This window comes from Obesumbacterium proteus (assembly GCF_001586165.1).
Lineage (GTDB): Bacteria > Pseudomonadota > Gammaproteobacteria > Enterobacterales > Enterobacteriaceae > Hafnia > Hafnia protea.
The window spans coordinates 2415456-2437160 of record NZ_CP014608.1 but is presented as its reverse complement, the minus strand read 5'-3'; the positions used below and the strand labels follow the sequence as shown (position 1 = coordinate 2437160).

Annotated in this window: 23 protein-coding genes; 8 read left to right on the top strand and 15 right to left on the bottom strand. The window is 49.2% G+C overall.

Annotation, left to right across the window (positions count from 1 at the left end; genetic code table 11):
* The first annotated feature begins 70 nt into the window (after positions 1-70).
* The 4 genes from dacA (at position 71) to lipA (ending at position 3438) form a co-directional block, all read left to right on the top strand.
* Positions 71-1282, top strand: coding sequence for a D-alanyl-D-alanine carboxypeptidase DacA (gene dacA / locus DSM2777_RS11615; protein WP_061554036.1), 1212 nt, complete (start codon positions 71-73; stop codon positions 1280-1282).
* A gap of 109 nt (positions 1283-1391) precedes the next feature.
* Positions 1392-1655, top strand: coding sequence for a DUF493 family protein YbeD (gene ybeD, locus DSM2777_RS11610; protein WP_025800645.1), 264 nt, complete (start codon positions 1392-1394; stop codon positions 1653-1655).
* Positions 1656-1808: 153 nt separating this feature from the next.
* Positions 1809-2480 (top strand): lipoyl(octanoyl) transferase LipB, encoded by a 672-nt coding sequence (gene lipB, locus DSM2777_RS11605; protein ID WP_040045661.1) that lies wholly within the window; start codon positions 1809-1811, stop codon positions 2478-2480.
* Positions 2473-3438 (top strand): lipoyl synthase, encoded by a 966-nt coding sequence (gene lipA, locus DSM2777_RS11600; RefSeq protein ID WP_046458574.1) that lies wholly within the window; start codon positions 2473-2475, stop codon positions 3436-3438. The genes lipB and lipA overlap by 8 nt, the downstream gene beginning before the upstream one ends.
* A 181-nt stretch (positions 3439-3619) precedes the next feature.
* Here lipA and tatE read toward each other — a convergent pair whose 3' ends face one another.
* Complete coding sequence (tatE, locus tag DSM2777_RS11595) at positions 3620-3817, bottom strand: twin-arginine translocase subunit TatE (protein ID WP_025800642.1); 198 nt, start codon at positions 3815-3817, stop codon at positions 3620-3622.
* Positions 3818-4081: 264 nt separating this feature from the next.
* Complete coding sequence (locus tag DSM2777_RS11590) at positions 4082-4405, bottom strand: hypothetical protein (RefSeq protein WP_025800639.1); 324 nt, start codon at positions 4403-4405, stop codon at positions 4082-4084.
* A 505-nt stretch (positions 4406-4910) separates the two neighbouring features.
* Between DSM2777_RS11590 and rhaT the strand changes: the two genes are divergently transcribed.
* Positions 4911-5945 (top strand): L-rhamnose/proton symporter RhaT, encoded by a 1035-nt coding sequence (rhaT, locus tag DSM2777_RS11585; RefSeq protein ID WP_061554035.1) that lies wholly within the window; start codon positions 4911-4913, stop codon positions 5943-5945.
* Positions 5946-5972: 27 nt separating this feature from the next.
* Here rhaT and DSM2777_RS11580 read toward each other — a convergent pair whose 3' ends face one another.
* Together DSM2777_RS11580 and DSM2777_RS11575 are read right to left on the bottom strand one after the other, a co-directional pair.
* Positions 5973-6425 carry a GNAT family N-acetyltransferase gene (locus tag DSM2777_RS11580; RefSeq protein WP_061554034.1) on the bottom strand — a complete coding sequence of 151 codons (453 nt, stop codon included), beginning with the start codon at positions 6423-6425 and terminating at the stop codon, positions 5973-5975.
* Positions 6426-6999: 574 nt separating this feature from the next.
* A complete protein-coding gene (locus DSM2777_RS11575) occupies positions 7000-7365 on the bottom strand; it encodes a FaeA/PapI family transcriptional regulator (RefSeq protein ID WP_061554033.1) in 366 nt (121 codons plus the stop codon).
* A 169-nt stretch (positions 7366-7534) separates the two neighbouring features.
* Between DSM2777_RS11575 and DSM2777_RS11570 the strand changes: the two genes are divergently transcribed.
* Genes DSM2777_RS11570 through DSM2777_RS11560 form a run of 3 tightly spaced genes read left to right on the top strand, consistent with a single transcriptional unit; the run spans position 7535 to position 10000 of the window.
* Positions 7535-8284: a winged helix-turn-helix domain-containing protein gene (locus tag DSM2777_RS11570; protein WP_046458577.1), complete on the top strand. Its 750-nt coding sequence runs from the start codon at positions 7535-7537 to the stop codon at positions 8282-8284.
* On the top strand, positions 8277-8750 hold the full coding sequence (locus DSM2777_RS11565) for a hypothetical protein (protein ID WP_061554032.1): 474 nt from the start codon (positions 8277-8279) through the stop codon (positions 8748-8750). The genes DSM2777_RS11570 and DSM2777_RS11565 overlap by 8 nt, the downstream gene beginning before the upstream one ends.
* Positions 8735-10000: an HD domain-containing protein gene (locus DSM2777_RS11560; RefSeq protein WP_335340656.1), complete on the top strand. Its 1266-nt coding sequence runs from the start codon at positions 8735-8737 to the stop codon at positions 9998-10000. The genes DSM2777_RS11565 and DSM2777_RS11560 overlap by 16 nt, the downstream gene beginning before the upstream one ends.
* Before the next feature lie 33 nt (positions 10001-10033).
* Here DSM2777_RS11560 and DSM2777_RS11555 read toward each other — a convergent pair whose 3' ends face one another.
* From DSM2777_RS11555 to DSM2777_RS11505, 11 genes are all read right to left on the bottom strand, one after another.
* The gene (locus tag DSM2777_RS11555) at positions 10034-10771 is read right to left on the bottom strand and encodes an SDR family NAD(P)-dependent oxidoreductase (RefSeq protein WP_061554030.1); all 738 of its coding nucleotides are present in this window, start codon (positions 10769-10771) and stop codon (positions 10034-10036) included.
* Between the two features lies 1 nt (position 10772).
* On the bottom strand, positions 10773-11024 hold the full coding sequence (locus tag DSM2777_RS11550; RefSeq protein WP_061554029.1) for a phosphopantetheine-binding protein: 252 nt from the start codon (positions 11022-11024) through the stop codon (positions 10773-10775).
* Between the two features lie 27 nt (positions 11025-11051).
* Positions 11052-11828 (bottom strand): hotdog family protein, encoded by a 777-nt coding sequence (locus tag DSM2777_RS11545; protein ID WP_061554028.1) that lies wholly within the window; start codon positions 11826-11828, stop codon positions 11052-11054.
* Positions 11825-13078, bottom strand: coding sequence for a beta-ketoacyl-[acyl-carrier-protein] synthase family protein (locus DSM2777_RS11540; protein ID WP_061554027.1), 1254 nt, complete (start codon positions 13076-13078; stop codon positions 11825-11827). The genes DSM2777_RS11545 and DSM2777_RS11540 overlap by 4 nt, the downstream gene beginning before the upstream one ends.
* Positions 13068-14465, bottom strand: a complete 1398-nt coding sequence (locus tag DSM2777_RS11535) for a TolC family protein (RefSeq protein WP_061554026.1) — start codon at positions 14463-14465, stop codon at positions 13068-13070. The genes DSM2777_RS11540 and DSM2777_RS11535 overlap by 11 nt, the downstream gene beginning before the upstream one ends.
* Positions 14462-16405 (bottom strand): MacB family efflux pump subunit, encoded by a 1944-nt coding sequence (locus DSM2777_RS11530; RefSeq protein ID WP_025800628.1) that lies wholly within the window; start codon positions 16403-16405, stop codon positions 14462-14464. The genes DSM2777_RS11535 and DSM2777_RS11530 overlap by 4 nt, the downstream gene beginning before the upstream one ends.
* Before the next feature lie 14 nt (positions 16406-16419).
* A complete protein-coding gene (locus DSM2777_RS11525) occupies positions 16420-17580 on the bottom strand; it encodes an efflux RND transporter periplasmic adaptor subunit (protein ID WP_061554025.1) in 1161 nt (386 codons plus the stop codon).
* Positions 17577-19715, bottom strand: coding sequence for a peptidase domain-containing ABC transporter (locus tag DSM2777_RS11520; protein ID WP_061555389.1), 2139 nt, complete (start codon positions 19713-19715; stop codon positions 17577-17579). The genes DSM2777_RS11525 and DSM2777_RS11520 overlap by 4 nt, the downstream gene beginning before the upstream one ends.
* Positions 19716-19724: 9 nt before the next feature.
* Positions 19725-20675 carry a lysophospholipid acyltransferase family protein gene (locus DSM2777_RS11515; RefSeq protein ID WP_061555388.1) on the bottom strand — a complete coding sequence of 317 codons (951 nt, stop codon included), beginning with the start codon at positions 20673-20675 and terminating at the stop codon, positions 19725-19727.
* Between the two features lie 5 nt (positions 20676-20680).
* Complete coding sequence (locus tag DSM2777_RS11510; protein WP_061555387.1) at positions 20681-21349, bottom strand: DsbA family protein; 669 nt, start codon at positions 21347-21349, stop codon at positions 20681-20683.
* A 91-nt stretch (positions 21350-21440) separates the two neighbouring features.
* Positions 21441-21635 (bottom strand): DUF4762 domain-containing protein, encoded by a 195-nt coding sequence (locus DSM2777_RS11505; protein ID WP_025800623.1) that lies wholly within the window; start codon positions 21633-21635, stop codon positions 21441-21443.
* Between the last annotated feature and the right edge of the window lie 70 nt (positions 21636-21705).

The window sequence follows — 21705 nt, the reverse complement described above, 5'->3', positions numbered from 1 at the left end:
CCATAAATCGGCTTCTGTTATAGTGTGGCTCGTTTTTTTCACTTAATTCACGGATGTTGTAGTCCTTATCATGAAATACAATCTCACTTCCCGTTCGATGAAACGCATTGCGCTCAGCAGCCTTCTTGCCATTGGTATGATCAATGTTGCCCATGCTGATGACGTCAACCTTAAGACTATGATCCCAGGCGTGCCGCAGATCGATGCGGAAGCCTACATTCTGATTGACTACAACTCAGGCAAAGTTTTGGCTGAATCTAACGCCGATGCACGCCGTAACCCTGCCAGCCTGACAAAAATGATGACCAGCTATGTTATCGGTCAGGCAATGAAAGCCGGTAAATTTACCGAGCAGGACGTTGTAACCGTAGGCCAAGATGCTTGGGCAACCGGCAACCCTGTTTTCAAAGGTTCATCGCTGATGTTCTTGAAACCAGGCGATCGCGTACCGGTTTCCTTGCTGATCCGTGGTATCAACCTGCAATCTGGTAACGATGCCTGTGTGGCGATGGCTGATTACGTTGCCGGTAGCCAAGACGCCTTTGTGGGCCTGATGAACAACTACGTGAAAGCGTTAGGTCTTCAGAACACCCACTTCCAGACCGTTCACGGTTTGGATGCCGATGGTCAGTACAGCTCCGCGCGCGATATGGCACTGATTGGTCAGGCGCTGATCCGCGATGTGCCAAATGAATACTCTATCTACAAAGAGAAAGAATTTACCTTTAACAACATTCGCCAGATGAACCGCAACGGCCTGCTGTGGGATACCAGCATGAACGTTGACGGCATCAAAACCGGTCATACTGAATCCGCTGGCTTCAACTTAGTGGCTTCCGCTACCGAAGGCCAGATGCGTCTGATCTCGGCGGTATTGGGTGGACACACCAGCAAAGGCCGCGAAAGCGAAAGCAAAAAACTGCTGACCTGGGGCTTCCGTTTCTTTGAAACCGTTTCTCCGCTGAAAGCAGGCCGCGAGTTCGCCTCTGAGCCAGTATGGTTCGGCGATACCGATCGTGCGAAGTTAGGCGTTGATAAAGATGTTTACCTGACGATCCCACGCGGTCGCATGAAAGATCTGAAAGCCAGCTACACGCTGAACTCAACCGAGCTTGATGCGCCTTTAGCTAAAAATCAGGTAGTCGGTACCATTAACTTCCAACTGGATGGCAAAACCATCGAGCGGCGTCCATTGGTGGTTCTGAATGAAGTTCAAGAAGGTGGTTTCTTCAGCCGTATGGTCGATCACATCAAACTGATGTTCCATCGCTGGTTCGGCTAATCCGGCCTCTTGAAATGGGGATAATCCATCCCCATATAATGAATAACAATAACTCCCGCTTCGGCGGGAGTTATAATTTATAGATTGAAGTAAAACGCTGGAGCGCAACATGAAAACTAAACTGAATGAACTGCTCGATTTTCCATGCTCTTTTACCTATAGAGTCATGGGTTTAGCGCAGCCTGAGCTGGTCGATCAGGTGGTCGAAGTGGTGCAGCGCCATGCACCCGGTGACTATCAGCCGCAGGTTAAACCAAGCAGCAAAGGTAACTACCATTCTGTCGCTATCACCATTAATGCGACCCATATTGAACAGGTAGAAACGCTGTACGAAGAACTGGGCAAAATCGAAATCGTCCGTATGGTATTGTAATTACAGTTCTTTAACGATTACCTCCTTTCAAACATGAAGGAGAAACGGCCCGATATGGCACAGATGCCCTATCGGGCCGTTCTTTTTTGGGTGATCAGCACTGGTCGCTGAGGGTTCATCTCGGTATAATGGCTTTACCAATTCTGTAACCGGATGATGACTCGTTTGCAACAAGACAAGATCATACTGCGTCAACTGGGGTTGCAACCCTATGTTCCCGTATCACAAGCTATGCACACCTTTACCGACCAGCGAACGGAGAGCACGCCCGACGAGCTATGGTTGGTTCAACATCATCCGGTATTTACCCAAGGCCAAGCTGGCAAAGCCGAGCACGTATTAGCCGCTGGTGATATTCCCGTGATCCAAAGCGATCGCGGAGGACAGGTCACCTATCACGGCCCCGGTCAGCAGGTTATGTATGTTCTTGTCGATTTAAAACGAAACAAATTCGGCGTGCGCCAACTGGTGACGGCTATTGAACAAACCGTGGTTAACACCTTGGGGAAATTCGATATTGATGCTCATGCAAGAGCTGACGCCCCCGGCGTTTACGTTGGAGAACAAAAAATTTGCTCGCTGGGACTGCGCATCCGTAAAGGCTGTTCATTCCACGGGCTTGCACTGAACACCACCATGGATCTCGACCCGTTTAGCCGAATTAACCCCTGTGGTTATGCAGGTATGCAAATGACACAGATCAGCGCACTCAACCCCGGCGTTACGCTTGAAGATGTACAGCCGGTACTGGTCGAGCAATTTATTCAAATACTTGGCTATCAATCAGTCGAGTCAAGCAACTGGAACCCGCAAGATTATGAGTAAACCAATTCTGATGGAACGCGGCGTCAAATACCGTGACGCAGACAAAATGGCCCTGATCCCGGTAAAAACCGTGGCCGTCGAAAGAGAACAGCTGCTGCGCAAACCTGAGTGGATGAAAATCAAGCTCCCTGCGGATTCCAGTCGTATTCAAGGCATTAAAGCTGCCATGCGTAAAAATGGCCTGCACTCGGTCTGTGAAGAAGCTTCCTGCCCTAACTTGGCGGAATGCTTTAACCACGGCACGGCAACCTTTATGATCCTCGGCGCAATTTGTACCCGCCGTTGCCCATTCTGCGACGTGGCACATGGACGTCCAGTAACGCCAGACGCTAACGAACCTGAAAAGCTGGCACAAACCATTGCCGATATGGGCCTGCGTTACGTGGTAATTACCTCCGTTGACCGCGACGATCTGCGCGACGGCGGTGCTCAGCATTTTGCCGATTGCATTCGTGCCATCCGCGCCAAAAATCCAACCATCCGCATTGAAACGCTGGTGCCTGATTTCCGTGGTCGTATGGAACGCGCATTAGATATTCTGACGGAAACACCGCCGGACGTATTCAACCATAACCTTGAAAACGTACCGCGTATCTATCGCCAAGTGCGCCCAGGTGCCGACTATAACTGGTCGTTGAAACTGCTGGAAAACTTTAAGGCGGCGCACCCTGAGATCCCAACAAAATCGGGTCTGATGGTTGGCCTGGGTGAAACCAATGCGGAAATCATTGAAGTGATGCGCGATCTGCGTGCGCACGGCGTGACGATGTTAACGCTGGGCCAGTATTTGCAGCCAAGTCGCCATCACCTGCCGGTGCAGCGCTATGTCAGCCCTGATGAGTTTGAAGAGATGAAAGCCGAAGCGATGGCGATGGGCTTTACTCACGCAGCCTGTGGCCCGTTTGTACGCTCTTCTTACCATGCTGATTTGCAAGCCAAGGGCGTGGAAGTTAAGTAAAGATAAGTCTGTTTCCGTAGAAATATTTTTTTACAAGAGAACAGACTGACAGCCAAAATTCAGAGGTATTGGCAAGACTTGCTGAAACCTCAATACTTGGCAAACAAAACAGAAAAAACCGTAGAGGGCTCACTCTCTACGGTTTTTTTATTGGTCGCTCAGCGAACGCTGAAAAACCGAATTAGTCTTTATGGTCAACGCGAGGTGCGGCGCTATCGGCATCCGCACTTGGTTTAGCTGTGTCGTCATTCATGGCTTTCTTAAAGCCCTTCAGGGCAGCACCGAGGTCACCGCCCAGAGTACGCAGTTTGTTTGTACCGAACAGCAGAATAACCAGAACCGCAATCACCAACAATTTGGTAATACTGATACCTTCCATAAACACCTTCTTAATGAATACATCAGACGGCAGTACCGACTGACTAAAAAACGTTCGTAATAATGTGTCTATTAATATCCAATTTGCCCCTATTAGCAATGTGAATATGTAACAGAGTTAGACGTGCTCTAACCCATATACGTCGTTCTCAACCTCAGTCAACCATAGACGACACACACGCGAGCTGCTGCATTTTTGACAGGATGTAACGTAAAAAGCCGCTCATGATGAGCGGCTTGGGTATCACGTCAGTCAGGGTTTCCCTTAGTGGGTTTCTGGCGCCGACACCGAAGAAATATAATTATTAAATGCAGTCGCCTCCTGAGCTAAAGCCTCAATATGCGCTCCAACCATCTTGAACTGCTTTAACAACGGATTATTTTCTGGCAAAGAGCCCATTTCAACCAGCTTGCGTGTCAGCTGTTCATTCTTAAGCAGGAGAGCAGCTTCGCGCTGACGCGCCTGTTCGAGCTGCATGCGTATTCCTTCGCATTCTTGTTGCCATACGAGACGCTGTTGCTCAAAGCTTTCTTTAAGATCATCTAAAGCCGCTAGCGAATTACGCAGTTGCACTTCCAAATCAGACATCGCGTTTCTCATCCCTCGACAGGTTAGCCATAGAGTATACCTAATGGCCTCCGACGCACCAAAAAATAGATTGTACCCAACATAATTCGAATTGCATTGAAGCGGCACATCAGCGGTTCGAGAGTGTGAACGCAGCCAACAAAAATGCAGTTTGAAGTACGACAGGTGTACGTTGGCAATCATAAATAGCTTATCCCTTAAAAGCTAATTTTGATTAAGGAAATTTATATTCATAAGAAAGTTCTTATATTTCATAGCATTCCTTCAATATACGTCGATTTACGTTGGCTGCCACGCGCACCGTAATAACCCTCTGCTTTTAAATGCTTTTGTGATCGCCATCGGTTCAACCTGCTAAATTCTGCCATCCCTGAGCCATGCACGGCAGCTATCCGAAGGTGTGAAATCTGCACACTATTTAGACTCCTATCGTCAGAGAAGTGGCGCCCTACACACTGATGCATCCCATTGCTACTTCTCATCTATAACAAAAAGGATAGGACGAATGAACGACTCTATTGTTTTGGGAATCATCTGGCATCTGGTTGGCGCGGCCAGTGCCGCATGCTTTTATGCGCCATTTAAACAGGTAAAAAATTGGTCGTGGGAAACCATGTGGTCCATTGGCGGATTTGTATCGTGGCTGGTCTTGCCTTGGTTAGTGAGCTATATCTTGCTGCCAAATTTTTGGGCTTATTACGGATCGTTTAGCTTCTCGGTGCTGCTTCCCGTCTTTTTATTCGGCGCTATGTGGGGCATTGGCAACATCAACTACGGCCTAACGATGCGCTACCTCGGCATGTCGATGGGGATCGGCATTGCTATCGGTATTACACTCATTATTGGCACCTTGATGACGCCGATTATTCAAGGCCGTGTCGACGTCCTGTTCGGCACGCCGGGTGGACGAATGACCTTGCTGGGCGTTTTAGTCGCACTGATTGGGGTCGCAACGGTGAGCTATGCTGGTTTACTCAAAGAACGCGCATTGGGGATCCGTGCCGAAGAGTTCAACCTGAAAAAAGGTCTAATACTCGCCGTCATGTGCGGAATTTTTTCTGCGGGAATGTCGTTTGCCATGGATGCAGCGAAGCCAATGCATGAAGCGGCGGCGGCATTGGGGATTGATTCTCTTTATGTCGCATTGCCGAGCTACGTGATCATTATGGGTGGCGGGGCCGTCATCAACCTCGGTTACTGCTTTATTCGCTTAGCCACCATGAAAAACATCTCAATCAAAGCAGACTTCTCTTTGGCGAAAAGACTTATCGTGGTTAACGTGTTGTTTTCCATGCTGGGCGGTACCATGTGGTATCTGCAATTCTTCTTCTATGCTTGGGGACACGCCAAAATTCCAGCCCAATACGACTATATGAGCCGGATGCTACACATGAGCTTCTATGTATTGTGCGGCGGCATTGTGGGACTGTTGCTGAAAGAGTGGAAGTGCCAGAGCAAAAAGCCGGTCAGCGTGCTGTGTATTGGCTGCCTTATCATCATATTAGCAGCCAATATTGTCGGCCTTGGCATGGCGGCTTAAAAAGACCATCAGGAAAAGCTGTTTGAGTTAGATTTCTTTCCGATACAAACGCACGGGCTGGTCAGGGTAGTCCAGTCCGTCGCCAATATATTGCCAACCAAAACGTTCATAATAATCGGCAAAGGCCGCGTAAAGATAAAGTTCTTTAAATCCAGCCCAGCGGCTAAAGTCTTCCACGTAGCGCTGTAGCTGAACGCCTAATCCTTGGCCGCGTTGGCCTTCATCAATATAGAGCGCAGCCAGCCATGGAAACAGGTCTTGGCGGCTAATCAAATCACAACGCCATAATCCCACCGTCCCCACTGGCTTATCGTTTTGCAAAGCAACAAAGGTTATCGGCAAACCTTCAGGGCGTAAGCTGCTACGCACAATGCTAGCAAAAAAATCTCGGCTATTTTCACTGCCAAAAGACGTGAATAACCAATCAGTTATCAATTCGCAGTGTTCTGGAACTTCAGACAGCGGCAATATTTGGATCATATAAAATCGTGGTTAGAAAATAATCAAGACGAGAATATTACGCCGCATTGGTTGAAAGAGAAATAAAAAACAGCCTAAAAGGTTAATCTTTAGTTGATGCACATACAGCGCTATCCCCCAACTAATGGCAAGCCTTTACCCGTATTCATAACAACGTGCGCAGTGGTCATATTCATCGCGCACGTTGTCATAAAAAAGATAACCTATCATGCCTTGTCAGAAACATCCTTTAACTCAGCATTATAAAAGTTAAACGAGTTCTTACTTAGCAATTCTAACATGAACGCTGTATTCGATTTTTATCAAAATCATCAAATGAAATCTGTAAATCATGAATAAAAGTTGGCAACTCTAGTTTGCATTTTTATCTCGGCTGATGAAAAAAAATAAAAATGGCATTTTTTAATGTTTACATTTCAGAAAAAACCCATAATGACAATATTAAATGCGATTAAAAAATGCTAACGACATTGCGTCACGTGGCAAAAACCATAAAATAAGAACATTCTTGTAAATCTGCGAGATCTTTATTATTTAATTTTTTTATATTAAGGTGATGATTCCGAGTTAACCTTCATTGTTGCAAACAAAAAACCTCCTTGTTAGAATCGTTTGCAATTTCTACAGACTCTTCAGATAAAAACCACCGATGGTGTTTTTGCATTTTATCCCTAGCAATTCTCCCCTCTTTTTCCAAAGGAAGAAGCAAATGCCTGACTCTATAAATCGAGATTTCGCATAGTTCGGCTAATTGCCTTGTAGATAGTCCCTCTGTTCTATCTCTTTCTAATAAACGGAGAATCAATCCCTGTTCCGGCACGCTAACCATCATGTGGTTACTTAAATTCATTGCTGCCGCCAACACTCTAAGATTATCCTGTGGAACATGTTGTCCTTGGAACAATAAAGAAGGATGAGAAGAATAAGATTCAAGTTTCATTTGCCGAGCTCCTTGTTATCAAATGAACCCCAGTATGCTTCTCGCCCACATGAGCAGCAAGATTAGTCCAAAAAATCAATAATAACGATATTTTTATCCACTATTTATGTGTTTTTTATATAAAAAACCCAACCAAGCTAAAAAAACTTGATTTAGTATGGAGATTAACATGAGGTTCGATATAGAGGGATTCGTCACCTTTGATACTGAAGATGCGTCGCTGGTCAATATTATTACCGGAGATTGTATCGAACTATCTCAAACCTCTAATCGTCTACTTACTGAGTTACTGTATCACCGTAGTGATATTCTCTCTCGCGGGGAAATATTCCAGTCCGTATTTGACAAATATGGAGCTAGAGCATCTAACAGCAATCTCAATCAGTATATCTCTACGTTAAGAAAAAATATGAGCCATCTTGGCATTCAAAAAAACATCATCATTACCGTGCCAAGAATTGGTTTTAAAATTGCTGAGGACGCCATCATTACCTGCGATCAAGAATACAGTTCATTTTTTACTCCCATACCTATAAAGCAAGAAAAAACTGAAAAATTGGATTCTTGGTTGCGCCCTATACCAATATCAGCAACAATAATCACCCTTCTTTTTTTGTTACTCACGGTTATTATTAAATGCACAAATAACAATAAAGAGGTAGGAATAAAAGAGTTCACAAAAGAAAGCTGCATTATATTTATACCTTCAAACCTCCCATTTAATGATGTGATGAATAACGAGCAACTGGGACATTTGTCATTAGACAAACTAGACTGTTCTAGTAAAAAAAAGCTCTATATTTATAAAAAACAGAGAAATAGTGTTCTAGGAACCAACATCCAAATTTTCATTACCGAATGTGATGAAGAAAAGAATAGGTGCACAAGCCACTATTATAGAGAAAAGAAAAATGCATAAGAAAATTTATATATCTATCATATTTCTCTGCTCTACAGTGGTGATTTTATGGGCAGCATTAAAATATCACGCACCCGATAGTTTTATCTGCGACGCGGATTTCTCTATTGAGCAAAACATTAACGATATACATACCGTCTCAACCGGTATCCTTTCGATAGAGACATCACAAAACTATCTCTTTATCAATATTGATGGTTTATTAACCCGCAACGATGAACGATACATTATTTCCCGAAGTATTCAGGTTACCTACAAAGCCTACAATAAAGCCTTTCATCTCTATAAAGTTACTGCGATAAACACCTCGCGGTACGACTCAGATAACATTGATGATAGTACCGCCTCTGACCTTTTTTTTAGTAACAGTGACAAAAATCGCATCATATACATTAATAAATCTTATGATGGCGTCATGCTATTCGGTAACTCGATTTTTCCGCAGTATGGTTGCCATGTAAGATAAGTTTATATTATTTAATAAAAATACCTAAAAACCATTCACCTCAAATAAAAATAATCATGGATATAAACCTAATACAAACATTAGCCTGCATATCTAAAACCATTGATATGATAAACCCGAAACTGAACATGCATCATGTTCGAACCGCTTTCATTGCTTGGCATTTAGCCAAAGAAGCGTCGTTTTCACCTGCAAGCTGTCGTCAAACACTGCTTGCCGCGCTGTTACATGATATCGGCGGCCTGAATGAGCAGTCCAGATTAGCCCCGCTCAGTTATTATGATAATGACCATAATAATCATGCTCTTATAGGTGGGTTACTCTTAGCTCATATTCCATTATTCAAACCACTTAGCGATTTTGTTCGCTACCATCACACCTGCTGGGATTACGGTACCGGCAGCGTTATTGACGGTGAGCAGGTACCCGAAGAAAGCCACATTATCTACTTGGCCGATCGTATTGATGTGCTACTGGCGCAATATCGCCATCAGGATCTGTTCGCTTTACGCGATATGCTAACAAAGAAAATTCAGGAAGGTGTCAATGTATTGTATAAACCTGAATTTATTCAAGCCTTTACAAAAATCGCGGCGCGCGATGGCTTTTGGTCAGTGATTCAATCCTCTAACTACCTTGATTACATTAGAGAAATTTCTCGGATCCACAACAATACAATCTCGCTGCATAACTTCCGCGATATTATGAACTTACTGGCTTTCATCATCGATCAATTCAGCGCGGATGATGATTGCCATTCACTGGCGGTAGGACGTCTCGCGGGTTATCTAGCAAAAGAATCGGGTATTACCCCCACTCAGTGCTTAAAAACAGAAATCGCTGGATTTTTACACAATATTGGCAGCCTCGATCGAAGCTCACCACACTCCCCTCGGCATATTTGGGAGATACTTCAGCCGATTGAAGGCATGAGCGATATTGCTGAATGGTGCATGCTGCAATCATCCTCGAAAGAAGAAAGAGCCAGCGGTCCTGCCGAGCAAGAAATTTTATATGTCAGCCACCGAACCGCTTTAGCACTAGAAAAAAAACTTTCTACTCATGGGCTTATCGCCGATTTAAAACTCGCCGTGCGGCAAAATGAAATCTCACCCGCCATTTTTCACCTAACCAACGACCACGCCGCCATGTTGATGCAAATCTATCAGGTAACAACGCGTGAAAGACGAGCATTGGTGCAACATATCGATAAGCTCAACCACGCGTTGAATCGCGAGAAGCATGAATAAAGGCATACTCACACAATCAATACGCTCAGGCCATTAAGCGGACATTCCACCATCGAGAATAAGCGTTTGTCCCGTTAAGTAATGGCTATTTTCCCCAATTAAAAACTCTGCTGCTTTAGCGACTTCGTGCGGGTGCCCCAAGCGGCGCAGCGGGATCTCCTGACGCATTGCTTTCAGCTTAGATTCAGGAATTGCTTGCGTCATACCGCTATCGATAAGGCCCGGTGCCAAACAGTTAACTCGAATGCCGAAACGCCCTACTTCGCATGCCAACGAACGAGCCAGTCCCATCATCGCCGCTTTGCTCGCTGCATAGGCCGTCTGCCCACGATTTCCCTTAATCGCGCTCACTGAAGACATCAATACTATCGCCCCCTGCCCTTGCAGCATCATCGCCGGAAGTAATACGCGGTTCCAATTGATAATCGCCACCAGATTCGTCTCCAGCACATCTCGCCAAATCTCAGCATCTTGATGGATATGCAGTGCGTCTCGCGTCACGCCAGCATTGTGAATAACGGCGCTCGGCGCGCCAAACTTATCGATTAATCGTTGAGCCAGCTGCGCAACCTGCTGTTCATTTTTTCCATCGCAGACATGACCTTGTACCCAGGTGTCCGTGTGCAGATTTTCGGCACGTCTCTGCGTTCCCACCAAGCTTTCCGCGCTGCGGCCCGTAAATACCACATTCCACCGCGGCAGTAATTCAGTGACCAGCGTCTGCCCGATTCCGCGACTTCCGCCGGTGATCAATACCCATTTCTGCGTCATGTTAGGCCACTGACTCCTTATCAATAAACTCACACACTTCGCGCAAGGTAATATTGGGATGCTGAATAAAGAGTTCGGCGGTTAAGGTCACGCCGAACTCTCGCTTGGCTAAGATAATCAATTCTACGTAGTCCAAACTATCCAGAGAAAGAAGCGCAAGAGGCGCATCGGCCTGAATATCTTCGCACTCTAAATCTTTGGCATCGGCAATCATCTCACTGACTTTTGCATAGATAACATCATACTGGCTCATATTTTTTCCTTATTATTCAGCGGCTAATTAGCCAATTTTTAACGTAATCGCATTGCTAATAAATGCATGCTGATAGTGTGTATATGCGGCAATTCGCACCAGTGCGCTGCCCGGTGCATCGTTGATGAGTAGCGCGGGCTCAATGTGGATAACCAGCGCTTCAGGTGAAATCGGGGGTTCCCATGACGCGTTCAAGCGACGATCGAACACCAATTCTTGATGAGTCTGAACCACAGGAAACTGGGTAAAAATCGCCTCAAATGATGCCTGCGTATTCTCGGGGAAATAGTGGCAAAGCACCTGCTGGCGCAGCAGCCCGCTATCATGGATCAGGTAACGAAACAGCAGCGCGTCTAAAAATTGCCACTGCTGGACATGCGGCTGTAAGGCAGAAAACGTCTGCCCGTGGCGGATGATATCCGCGGCCTCAAGCCTTCCACTTTCTCCCTTATCACTATCAGCCAAAGACTGTACGGCGCTCACCTGACATGACATGCTCGCCGTTCCTGAATCTGAGTGAACAATGGAGGCCTTTCGTCCCGCACGGATCAGTTGATAAGGCGTATCGCACCACACCGGCTGGCGTAATCGCGCGACGCAGCGTAGATAAGCCGCCGACTCATCCAAGCTCAACGCCGCACGCGCAATCTCCTGCTTGATATCCAACAGCGCTCGCATGCCATGAACCCGAAGACCTTCACCACGCCGCCGAGCCTGCTCAAGGTCAAAATGAATCGGGTTATAGTCACCGGAGAATTCGGCCCAGCGGTTGGCATCTGCCAAGGTGTATTGAACGGAATTCACGGATGCTGCTCCAGAATCAATGCCGCATTCGCGCCGCCGAAGCCAAAACTCAGATTCAGCGCACGCGTCACTCGCCCAGCGCGATGCCCTTCAGCGATATAATCGAGATCGCACAAAGGATCAGGCTCCGTCAGATGCGCGGTTGCGGGCATAATCTGGTGTTGCATCGCCTGTAAACAGATAATGGCCTCAAAAGCGCCAGCGGCAGCAATCAGGTGGCCTGAATAAGATTTGGTGCTCGAGGTTGGGATCGCATACGCCGTTTGGCCTAAAGCCAGCTTCAGCGCTTGGGTCTCATTGAGATCGTTAAGCGGCGTAGACGTGCCATGGGCATTGATATAGTCCAGATCTTCCGGTGCCAGCCCCGCTTGCTCTAGCGCATGCTTGATCGTGGCCACACGGGCAACGCAGTCTTCCGCCGGAGAAGTAAAATCAAAGGCATCGGAGAAATTACCGTATCCGGTGACTTCGCCTAAAATGGTGGCCCCTCGTGCTAACGCGCTTTCTCGCTCTTCCAAGCACAGCACGCTGGCGCCTTCTGAAAGCACAAAACCGTTACGCTGGGCGCTAAATGGGCAGCTCGCACGCAGGGGATCGCTCGGCTCGTGACACAGCGCACCGAGCACGTCGATGTTCCACACAGCACCGTCGCCCGTTAAAGATTCACCGGCACCGGCGAGCATCATATTGGCGCGGCCACTGCGGATAACCTCGAAAGCATCACCAATAGCGACAGTTCCCGTTGCGCACGCGGCCACAACGGTATTCTGATAGCCACGCAGATTCCAATATTGGCTGCATGCAGCCGACGTCACGTTCGGCATGGTGTAAAAACAGTTGAACGGAGAGGAAACGCCCTGTAAGGCAAACTCTCTGGCAGCATAATAGCTTTCATCGAGCCCGCCCCAGCCGGTTCCCATAATGGCACCACACATCAGGGGTGAATAAAAATCGAGCGGCGAATTTTCACCAAACGCCATGCTCATGGCCTCACGCGCAGCGCCTAGCGTCAGCCGAGCAAAACGCGGTAAGCGCCGACGGATCGCGGCTGGAACGCCTTTTAAATTCGGCTCTTCCGCAATAAGCCCCAGAAAATGCGCCTTGATACCCAGTTCAGTTTTATCCACGTAGCCATAGCCCAACTGATAATCCATGATGGCCTGCCAGCTGGCCTGCGCATTTGAGCCCAGCGGTGTAATTGCGCCATAGCCGGTCACCACAACGCGTCTCATCTCATTATTACGCTGCATTTTTGATTGTCCTTGGTTGTGAATTTCCACCGCCCTGTGCCAGCCATAGCTGTAGCGTGGCATAGAGATAGTCGTACTGCGCCTGCGTCAGGCTGTTTTCCAATGTGAGCTGTACATCCTGCGCATCGAGCAACGTTTGGTAGTCCACTGCGCCTGCTCGATAACGACTTTCAGTTAACGCTAAACGCTGTTTTCCTAACGCTATCGATTGCTGTAAACGGCCACGCTGCTCATCTGCACTCAGCCGCTGCTCCATGGCGTTATCCACTTCAGAAAGCGCGGTGTAAGCCGTCTGGCGAAACGCCACCGCCGCCTGCTTGATCTGCAAATTCGACTGTTCGATGGTGAGCTGCACGGTGTTCCACTGAATAAACGGCAAGGCGACAGCGCTGCCAACGGTGCGGGTCGGGTTGTTAAACCACTGGCTGAAAACCTGACTTCCGGCGTTCATGGTCGCGTCCAGCGAGAGCGAGGGATAAAAACTCAGGCGCGCAGCATCGTAGCCCGCCAGCGCCGCACGCAGCCGAGACTCAGCCGCCTGAATATCAGGACGCTGGCTAATAACCGCCAGCGGCGTTACCGCGGCTATGGTTACCCGCTGATCGGTATTAAGCGTGGCGAGTTCATCGGTATGCTGTTCTGCGGGGCGGTTAAGAAGCAGAGCCAACGCATTGCGAGAGGCTTCACGCTGCTGCAACAGCGCCCGCAATGAATTCTGGCGACTTAAGCGTGTTTGGCGCGCCTGTAATACGTCGAGCAAACCGACTTTGCCCACCGCATGCCAAGACTCAATCTGCGCCAGCGTTTGTTCGGCAATGCCCAAACTATCGCGCAAATTGCCGATCTGCTGATTGAGCAACGCGATGGTCCAGTAAATTTGCGCGGTTGTGCCAATGGTTGATAGCACCGTCGCCCGATAATCTTGCTCGCTCGCGGTGGCCTGCCACTCGCCTTGCTCACGCACCCGAGCTAATTTCCCCCACAAATCCAGCTCATAATTGATCGACAAAGACGCCGCGTAGCTCTCCTGCGCCGCCGAATGATGACGCACCGATTGACTATTACTGGCCGATCCCCCGAGCGAAACGTCTGGGGTTAAATTGGTATTGGTGAGTCCAGCGGCAACCCGTGCTTGCTGAAGCGTAATCGCCGCGGCGGCTAAATCGTTATTGCTCGCAAGAACTTGATTAACCACCCGCGTCAGACGCGGATCGTTAAACCCTTGCCACCAGTTTGCCGAGCCAGACGCCAACACGTTGGGATCTTGCGCCATGTGTTTCTGCCACTGCGTCGGATAAGAGATCTGTGGGCGCTGATAGTCACTGCGCGTCAGGTTGCCACAGCCCGATAACAGCAAAATAATGGAGATAACGTAATGAAGTTTCATTCGCGAGCCAGCGCCTCAGTTGGGTTGAGTTTCGCCGCACTGCGCGCTGGAAAATAACCGAAGGTCAAACCGATGAGCGCAGAGAACGCGCACGCGATCGCCACGGGAAGCCACGTAAACGCCATCGAAAATTCATCGGTGATCAGGGCAAATATCTGAGCTGCAATCCACGAACCACCCACGCCGACCAGCCCACCCAAGGTGCAAATCATCACGGCTTCGATTAAAAACTGATGCATGATGTCGGAAGGACGCGCGCCTACCGAAAGCCGGATCCCAATTTCATGGGTTCTTTCCGTTACGGAAACCAACATGATATTCATCACTCCGACGCCGCCCACCAGCAGTGAAATAGCGGCAATCGCGGTGATTAACAGCGACATCGAATCGGAGGTTTTCTGCATCGCCTTGGTGAGCTGATCGTCGGTTTGAGAAAAGAAGTCTTTCTTCCCGTGCTCACGCGTCAGCAGATGCTCAACGGTCTGCATCGCATCCTGAGGCGTTAAGGACTCCTGAAAGCGCAGAACGATGGCTTCTAAAGGTTTGTCGCCGGAAATACGCTGTTGCAGCGAAGTATAGGGCAGCCATCCCGCCATAAATCCACCCACCACCTTTGGCCCTGGCTTCACCGCCACCCCCACCACGCGCCATGATGCGCCAGCAATCTGCACAATTTGGCCGAGAGGATCTTCGCCATCTTGAAACAGGGTGTCGCGGCTGGTTTCATCCAGCACCAGAACCGGTTCACCTTCGGCGACATCACGAGCGGTAAACCCATTGCCTTGAATAAAACGAATGCCCTGTAGCGCAAAGAAATCCTGTGATACGCCGGATAACATCATCGACGAGTCGTAGCCTTTGCGCACTGCGGTCGCCATGCTGCTCACCTGCGGAGATACGCCCTCAGCCCACGGCTGCTTTTGCAGACTCACCACGTCATTGAGCGACAGCGCACGTTCCATATCGGGCCGCTTGCTACCCCAGCCAGTACCCGGTCGAATTTCTAGCGTGGTGTTACCTAACTTGCCAATTTCATTCATGATGGTTTGGCGCGCCCCTTCCCCCACGGCCATTGAAGACACCACCGATGAAATGCCAATGATGATGCCGAGCATGGATAAAAACGTGCGCATGCGATGCCCTAACAAAGAACGCCAAGCCATCCGCATCGATTCATGAATGCTGCGCCACAGCGAAGCTCGCCCGTTATCTCGAACCACGGGAATGTGCTGCGCTAAACGATCTTCGGGGCAGGACTGATTGATTTCATCCGCGATAATGCGGCCGTCGCTGATTTCAACGATGCGCTGCGCCTGTTTAGCAACGCCGTGATCGTGCGTAACAATAATGACCGTATGACCATCCGCATGCAGCTGGTGAAGAACCCCCATTAAAGCCTTACCGCTAACGCTATCCAAAGCGCCGGTAGGCTCATCCGCGAGGATCACCTGCGCGCCATTGATTAACGCGCGGCAAATGCTTACGCGCTGCTGCTGCCCGCCAGAAAGCTGCGCTGGGCGATAGCCTAAGCGACTTTTCAGACCCAATTTTTGCCCCAGCATTTGAATACGCGCTTTGCGTTCACTTTCGGGCATAGCGGTATACAACGCGGGGATAGCGATGTTTTCTTCTGCGGTCAGGTAGGGCATTAAGTGATAGCGCTGGAATATAAACCCGAGATAGCAGCTGCGTAGCTCAGCAAGCCGATCGCTATCCGTTTCGTTAACGCTAATCCCGTTGATCAGAACCTCGCCCCGCGTGGATTTATCCAAGCAGCCAATGATGTTCATCAGCGTCGATTTTCCGGAGCCCGAGGCGCCAATAATGGCAACCATCTCGCCTTGCGCAATCGTCAGCGTAATATCATTGAGCACTACGTGAGTTTGGTTACCGGCAACAAATTCGCGGTACACGTGGCGCAGCTCAATAATGGGGTTCATCTTCGCCATCGCACTCATCCCTGAGCCCCATCCGCTGGCATCAGCACACGATCGCCCAGCTGCAATCCCTCGAGCACCTGAGCAAATTGACGATCGTTGATACCAATACGGATCTTGCGCTGCTGTGGCTTGCCGTTTTCAAGTACGCTAATCAGGTAGCTGTCGGTGCTCAATGCCCGTCCCAGCGTCGAAACAGGCACACGCAGCACATTCTTCGCCTCGGCAACGCGCACAAACACCTGAGCCGTCATGGAGGTTTTCAGCTCGCGCTGTGCGTTATCGACGGCAAATGTGCCGTTGTAATACACCGCGTTGGCCTGCTGGCTTGCCGCACTATTCCCGTTGGCCTGCTCTTCCAAGGCTTCTTGAGGAGCAGGCTGAACAAAGCCCATCCGGCTGGTGTATCGTTTCTCAGGGTTGGCAATCACATAGAACCACAGCGGTTGACCGGGCTGTATTTTCTGAATATCCGCCTCTGAGATCCGCGTTTGAACCAGCATTTTGTCGAGTACGGCTAATACCAGAATGGTGGGAGCCGTTTGTGATGACACAATGGTTTGCCCTTCATTGGTCACAATGCCCAGCACTTCGCCACTGATAGGCGCAATGATGCGGGTATAGCTCAGATTCGCATTGGCGGTTTTAACAACCATTTCGGCCTGTACAATCTGTGCATCATTCATCTCGACCTGCTGGCGCTGAGCGTCATATTGCGCCTGCGCCTGCTCCACATCGCTTCGCACGCCGGAACCATCGCGCATCATGGCTTGTTGGCGGTTCAATTCTTGGCGATAGCGCACCAGCATGGCCTGCGAGGCCAGTTTTTGTGCTTTAGCGCTGGCTAACTGCGCCGTTGCATTGCTCAGATCGGACTCTTGCAGCGTGGGATCGATCTCCGCCAGCAACTGCCCTTTTTCCACTTTGTCGCCCTGACGGACATACAGCTTTCGGAGCTGCCCATTAACCTGCGCCCCGACGTTGACCTGCATCGATGGCTTAAGTGTACCGGTCGCCAAAACCACTTTTTCAATATCCCCCCGATCAACCTGCTCGGTCATCACCGGTTCTGGCGTGGAAAATCCGCGCGACAGGCCGATCGCCGCCAGCAATATGATCGCTCCGGCAAGCAGCGCGAGCAGCCAGCGCGAGGTGACAAAAGAGCGCCAATGCTTCATGCCAAAAGCTCCACGTTAACCATCGGTTTGGCCTCAACCGGCGCTACAGGTGTCAGTTCACCGTCGGACAGGTGATAAACCTGCGAAAACTGCGGAAGGATGTGCTGGCTGTGAGTGACCACAATCAAGGTTTTGCCGGTTTTACGGCAATGTTGTTGCACCGCTGCCATCACGGTGCGCGCCGTTTCGTTATCCAAATTGGCCGTGGGTTCATCCAACAGCAAAATGGGACGCGAGCTATACAGCGAACGCGCTAGCAGCAGACGCTGACGCTGACCAAGCGAAAGCGCAGCATGGCTTTCACGAATTAGCGCATTGATACCACCGGGCAACTGATGGATCACCGGATACAGCGCCAGCGAGGTAAGTAATTCCTCAATGCGCCCGCGGTCGCTGTCGCGATAATGCGGGTCGAACAGGGTGATATTTTCCAAAACGGATGCATTAAACAGAATGTCTTCTTGGCTTTGCAGACACACTAATGATGCCAGTTGCTGAGCGAGAACGGCGTTTCCATCAACCAGCACGTCACCCTCTTGAGGAGAGAACAGCCCAGCGATCAGCCGCAATAAGGTACTTTTGCCTGCCCCCGACTCACCGACAATGGCGATTTGCGAGCCCGCTGGCAGATCGAGAGAAATGCCCGCGAAAATGGTTTTCGCCGGATCGTAATAGAAACGTACCCGCTCGAAGCGCACATGCGGCGCGACCGTACTTAGATCGTTGCTTTGCGATACTGCATGTTGATCTTCCTCGGCCGAAAACAGGCTGTGGGCGCGGGTATCAATCACATGCAGCTGTGATTTTTGAATAATCGAAAAGAAAATACGCGTCACATAAGAGCTAAAAATCTGACGTAAGAAGCTATAGGCAAAAAAATCACCCAGTGAGATCTGCTTATTGTTCACCATCGGCAGAACCACCAGCATGAAAACCACCATCTCAAGGCTGCCAACCAGTTGATACAGCCCCTCTTTGACCTGTTGATAGACCTTCTGCCGCTGCAGGCAGCTAAACAGATCGCGGCTGAACCATGCAAACTGTGCCTTGCGCTGGCTTTCAAGCCCGGCTGTTTTAATGGTTAAAACGCCTTGCAAGGTTTCCATGAAAAAGTCATTGAGCACTGCGCTTTTGAGCTGCAGCTGCTGGGTATACCAACGATCGCGCAGAACCGCCCAAATGCTGATCATTCCCATGGCTATCACCCCCACGCCTGAAATCAGCGCCAGCACGGGAGCAATCCAAAACATAATGCCCAGCGCGATAAGGCAGATAACCCAGTCACTACGCAAACCGTTATCCAGCTCGATTTTCTGCAACAGGCCGCCCTGCCACGCGATAAACCGGCTAAAGATGTCGCCCGGCGCGCGTTTTTCAAAAAATCGCAGTGGATTAGCGAGCAGCCGCGAAAAACCCACGCTGCTATTGAGCAGGACAAAACGTTTGATAAAGCGCTCGCTGATCACGCGCACACCCAGCGCCAGCAGCGTTGAGGCAATAAACGCGGCAATAAACCACCCATAAGGGAAGCGGCTGTTACCCACCTCAGCAAACGCCTGATTGATGGCGTTACTGACCATCGAAGGCATGAGGAATAACGTGAGAGAAACCAAAAACGTTATCAGCATCAGCCCATACATACCGGGCACCGCTGCCGTTTCTTTCAAACTCATCGCATGAGGCAATGCGCTTTTCGTCGTGCCTGTTTCGGCGCTCTGTTCAGCAGTAACCCGCGTTTGTGGATCGAGAATGAGCGCATAGCCGCTGATTTCAGTTTTCAACGAGGTAAAGGGCAGCCATTGTTGGCCAATCGCGGGATTCATCACACACACCTGATGACCTTTGCGATAGGCCAATACCACATAGTGGCTCGCGCCGTAGTGCAAAATGGCCGGCAGGGGCAATTCACTGAGCTCATGGTGCTCAAAAAGCACGGGGGCCGAAGCAATGCCAAGGCTGGCCAGAATGGTGGATAAATCGTTCAGCGAAGTTCCATGATCCGACGCGGGGAAACGCGCTCTCAGCGTATCCAGATCGGTTTTTCGTCCCTGCGTTTGCGCCAGCATGGCAATGCACGCTAGCCCGCATTCGTTAGTCTCTTCCTGAAAAATCAGATCGGGTATTATTGGTTTCATCATCATCAGTTATTGATTGATAAAATACAGAGAGTGGCTATGCCAAAGCAGCCAATCATGTGGATATTCTTGCAGCGCCTGCTCGATCACCTCTGGCAGTTTCTCCGCCACATCTCGCGCTTTTACCGGCGCATGAATATGGATACGCAGCCCGTCTTGATAGTAGAGATGGTAGAAAACCACCTGAGCAGAAACTGCCCGCGCCAAACGCGCAATGCCGCTATGCAGCCCCGCGACGCGTCCAAACAACCGGCAGCGTAATTTTCCCGATGCGGCTTCTTCGGTTTGCACGGTATAGTCCGGCGTAATATCAGGGAAAATAATGAGGTTCTGCTGCCCCATCGCGACGTCGCTTAGCAACGAGGTCAGGCTGGAAGCCAGCTGTTTGCTATCTTGATGAATAGAGCAGTAAGAAAGATTAACGCCCCCTAAGGCGCGCGCGCAGGCGTTGTACTGTTCAGCGCTGGAAGAAACGATAACGCTAGCACGCCCCGGCGTTACGCCAGCGCCAACCATCGCTGCGAGCACATCCGAAATGCTGTGCAGCGGCGCCAGTATGACCGCGTTTTTTCGCAGGCGAAGCGGCGCCACGGCCTCATCAAGCTGCTGAGTACAGGCGGCAAGCTGCCGCAGCACTTTTGGGTTTTGTGCCCACGTTGCGCTGGCCTCTAAAATTTTGCGCCGAACCGCAATCCATGACGCATCGATGCGCCCTTTTTGCCCCGTTAAGCAGTGGAAGTTCTGGGTCGCAACCGGATTCTGATGACGAAACTCACGCCCAAGCACGCCCAAAAAACAGAGCCCGCGAGCGATAGCCAACACAAGGCGCACGTTGCAAAAACGCAGCACCCAGCAAAAGAATGTTTTCAGCGCGGAAAATAAGCGATGAGTCACTTGATGCAAATACCCACCGATATTTTTGGTGCTGAAAACTATCCACCCCAGCAGAAACCGGGTCATCGCCATTACTTATCCTTTTCGAGCAAATTCAGCATACGTTTTGAGAATTCAGGGAAAGAACTATCTTGTGCGACCACAAAACGCTTATTAATAATGAAAATCGGCGTTGCCGTAATATCGTAAAAATCTGTAATAGCTGACATTTCATCTAATCGATTTTTAACGGCTTCACTGGCTCGCGCTTTTTTATATTCAGCAACATCAATGCTATTTTTAACCAGCCATTTATCTAGTTCCGCTGCATCCGTCAGATTAATCCCTCGAGCAATAATGGCGTTATACGCACTATCACGCACGGCAGGTTCTACGCCCATTTCTTGCAGTGTGGCAAAAATAGGGGCAAAGGCAGATAATCCACTTTTTTCCGTATTGATATGTATTGATTCAAATACTACGCCTTCGGGCAGTTTTTTAACGAACTCCCTTACATTATCCTCATTCGCCGCGCAGTAATGACAGCCATAGGACATCACTTCAATAATGCTATTATTTTCTTTTATTGGGCTTTTCTCTGCCTGCGCAATAGTTAACTCTTTCTGCGGCGAGGTTTGATTATCGCTATCACTGGAAAACGACTTGAACACAAACACATGGTAAAACAACACGGTCATCAACGATGAGACAATGACAAGCAGTAATGAATAACTAATAACCGTTGTGCGTTTAAACTGCATAACTTTAATGCCCCAAAATTGATCGTCGAATAAATACATGGAGAGCAACTCTCCATGTATTGGTGACTATTTATTTAGCAAACCAGAGAGATTAACGATTTGGCACGCGGCACAGGTTCATATCGGCATCTTTCATGGTGGTCGTTGAGCCATGTTTATCAGTACAAACTGTCACTAATTTACAAGACGCCACGCCGCCGATTACCACGGTTTCATAAGAGCTGCTACACGTTTTGCAGTTACCACCAACGATCTGTGCGGCTTCCGCTGCATTAATGTGTTTCATATTTAATCCTTACCTTAGTTTATTAAAAATATGCAATGAATTGCATGTACCTACCGATGAACATGGCACC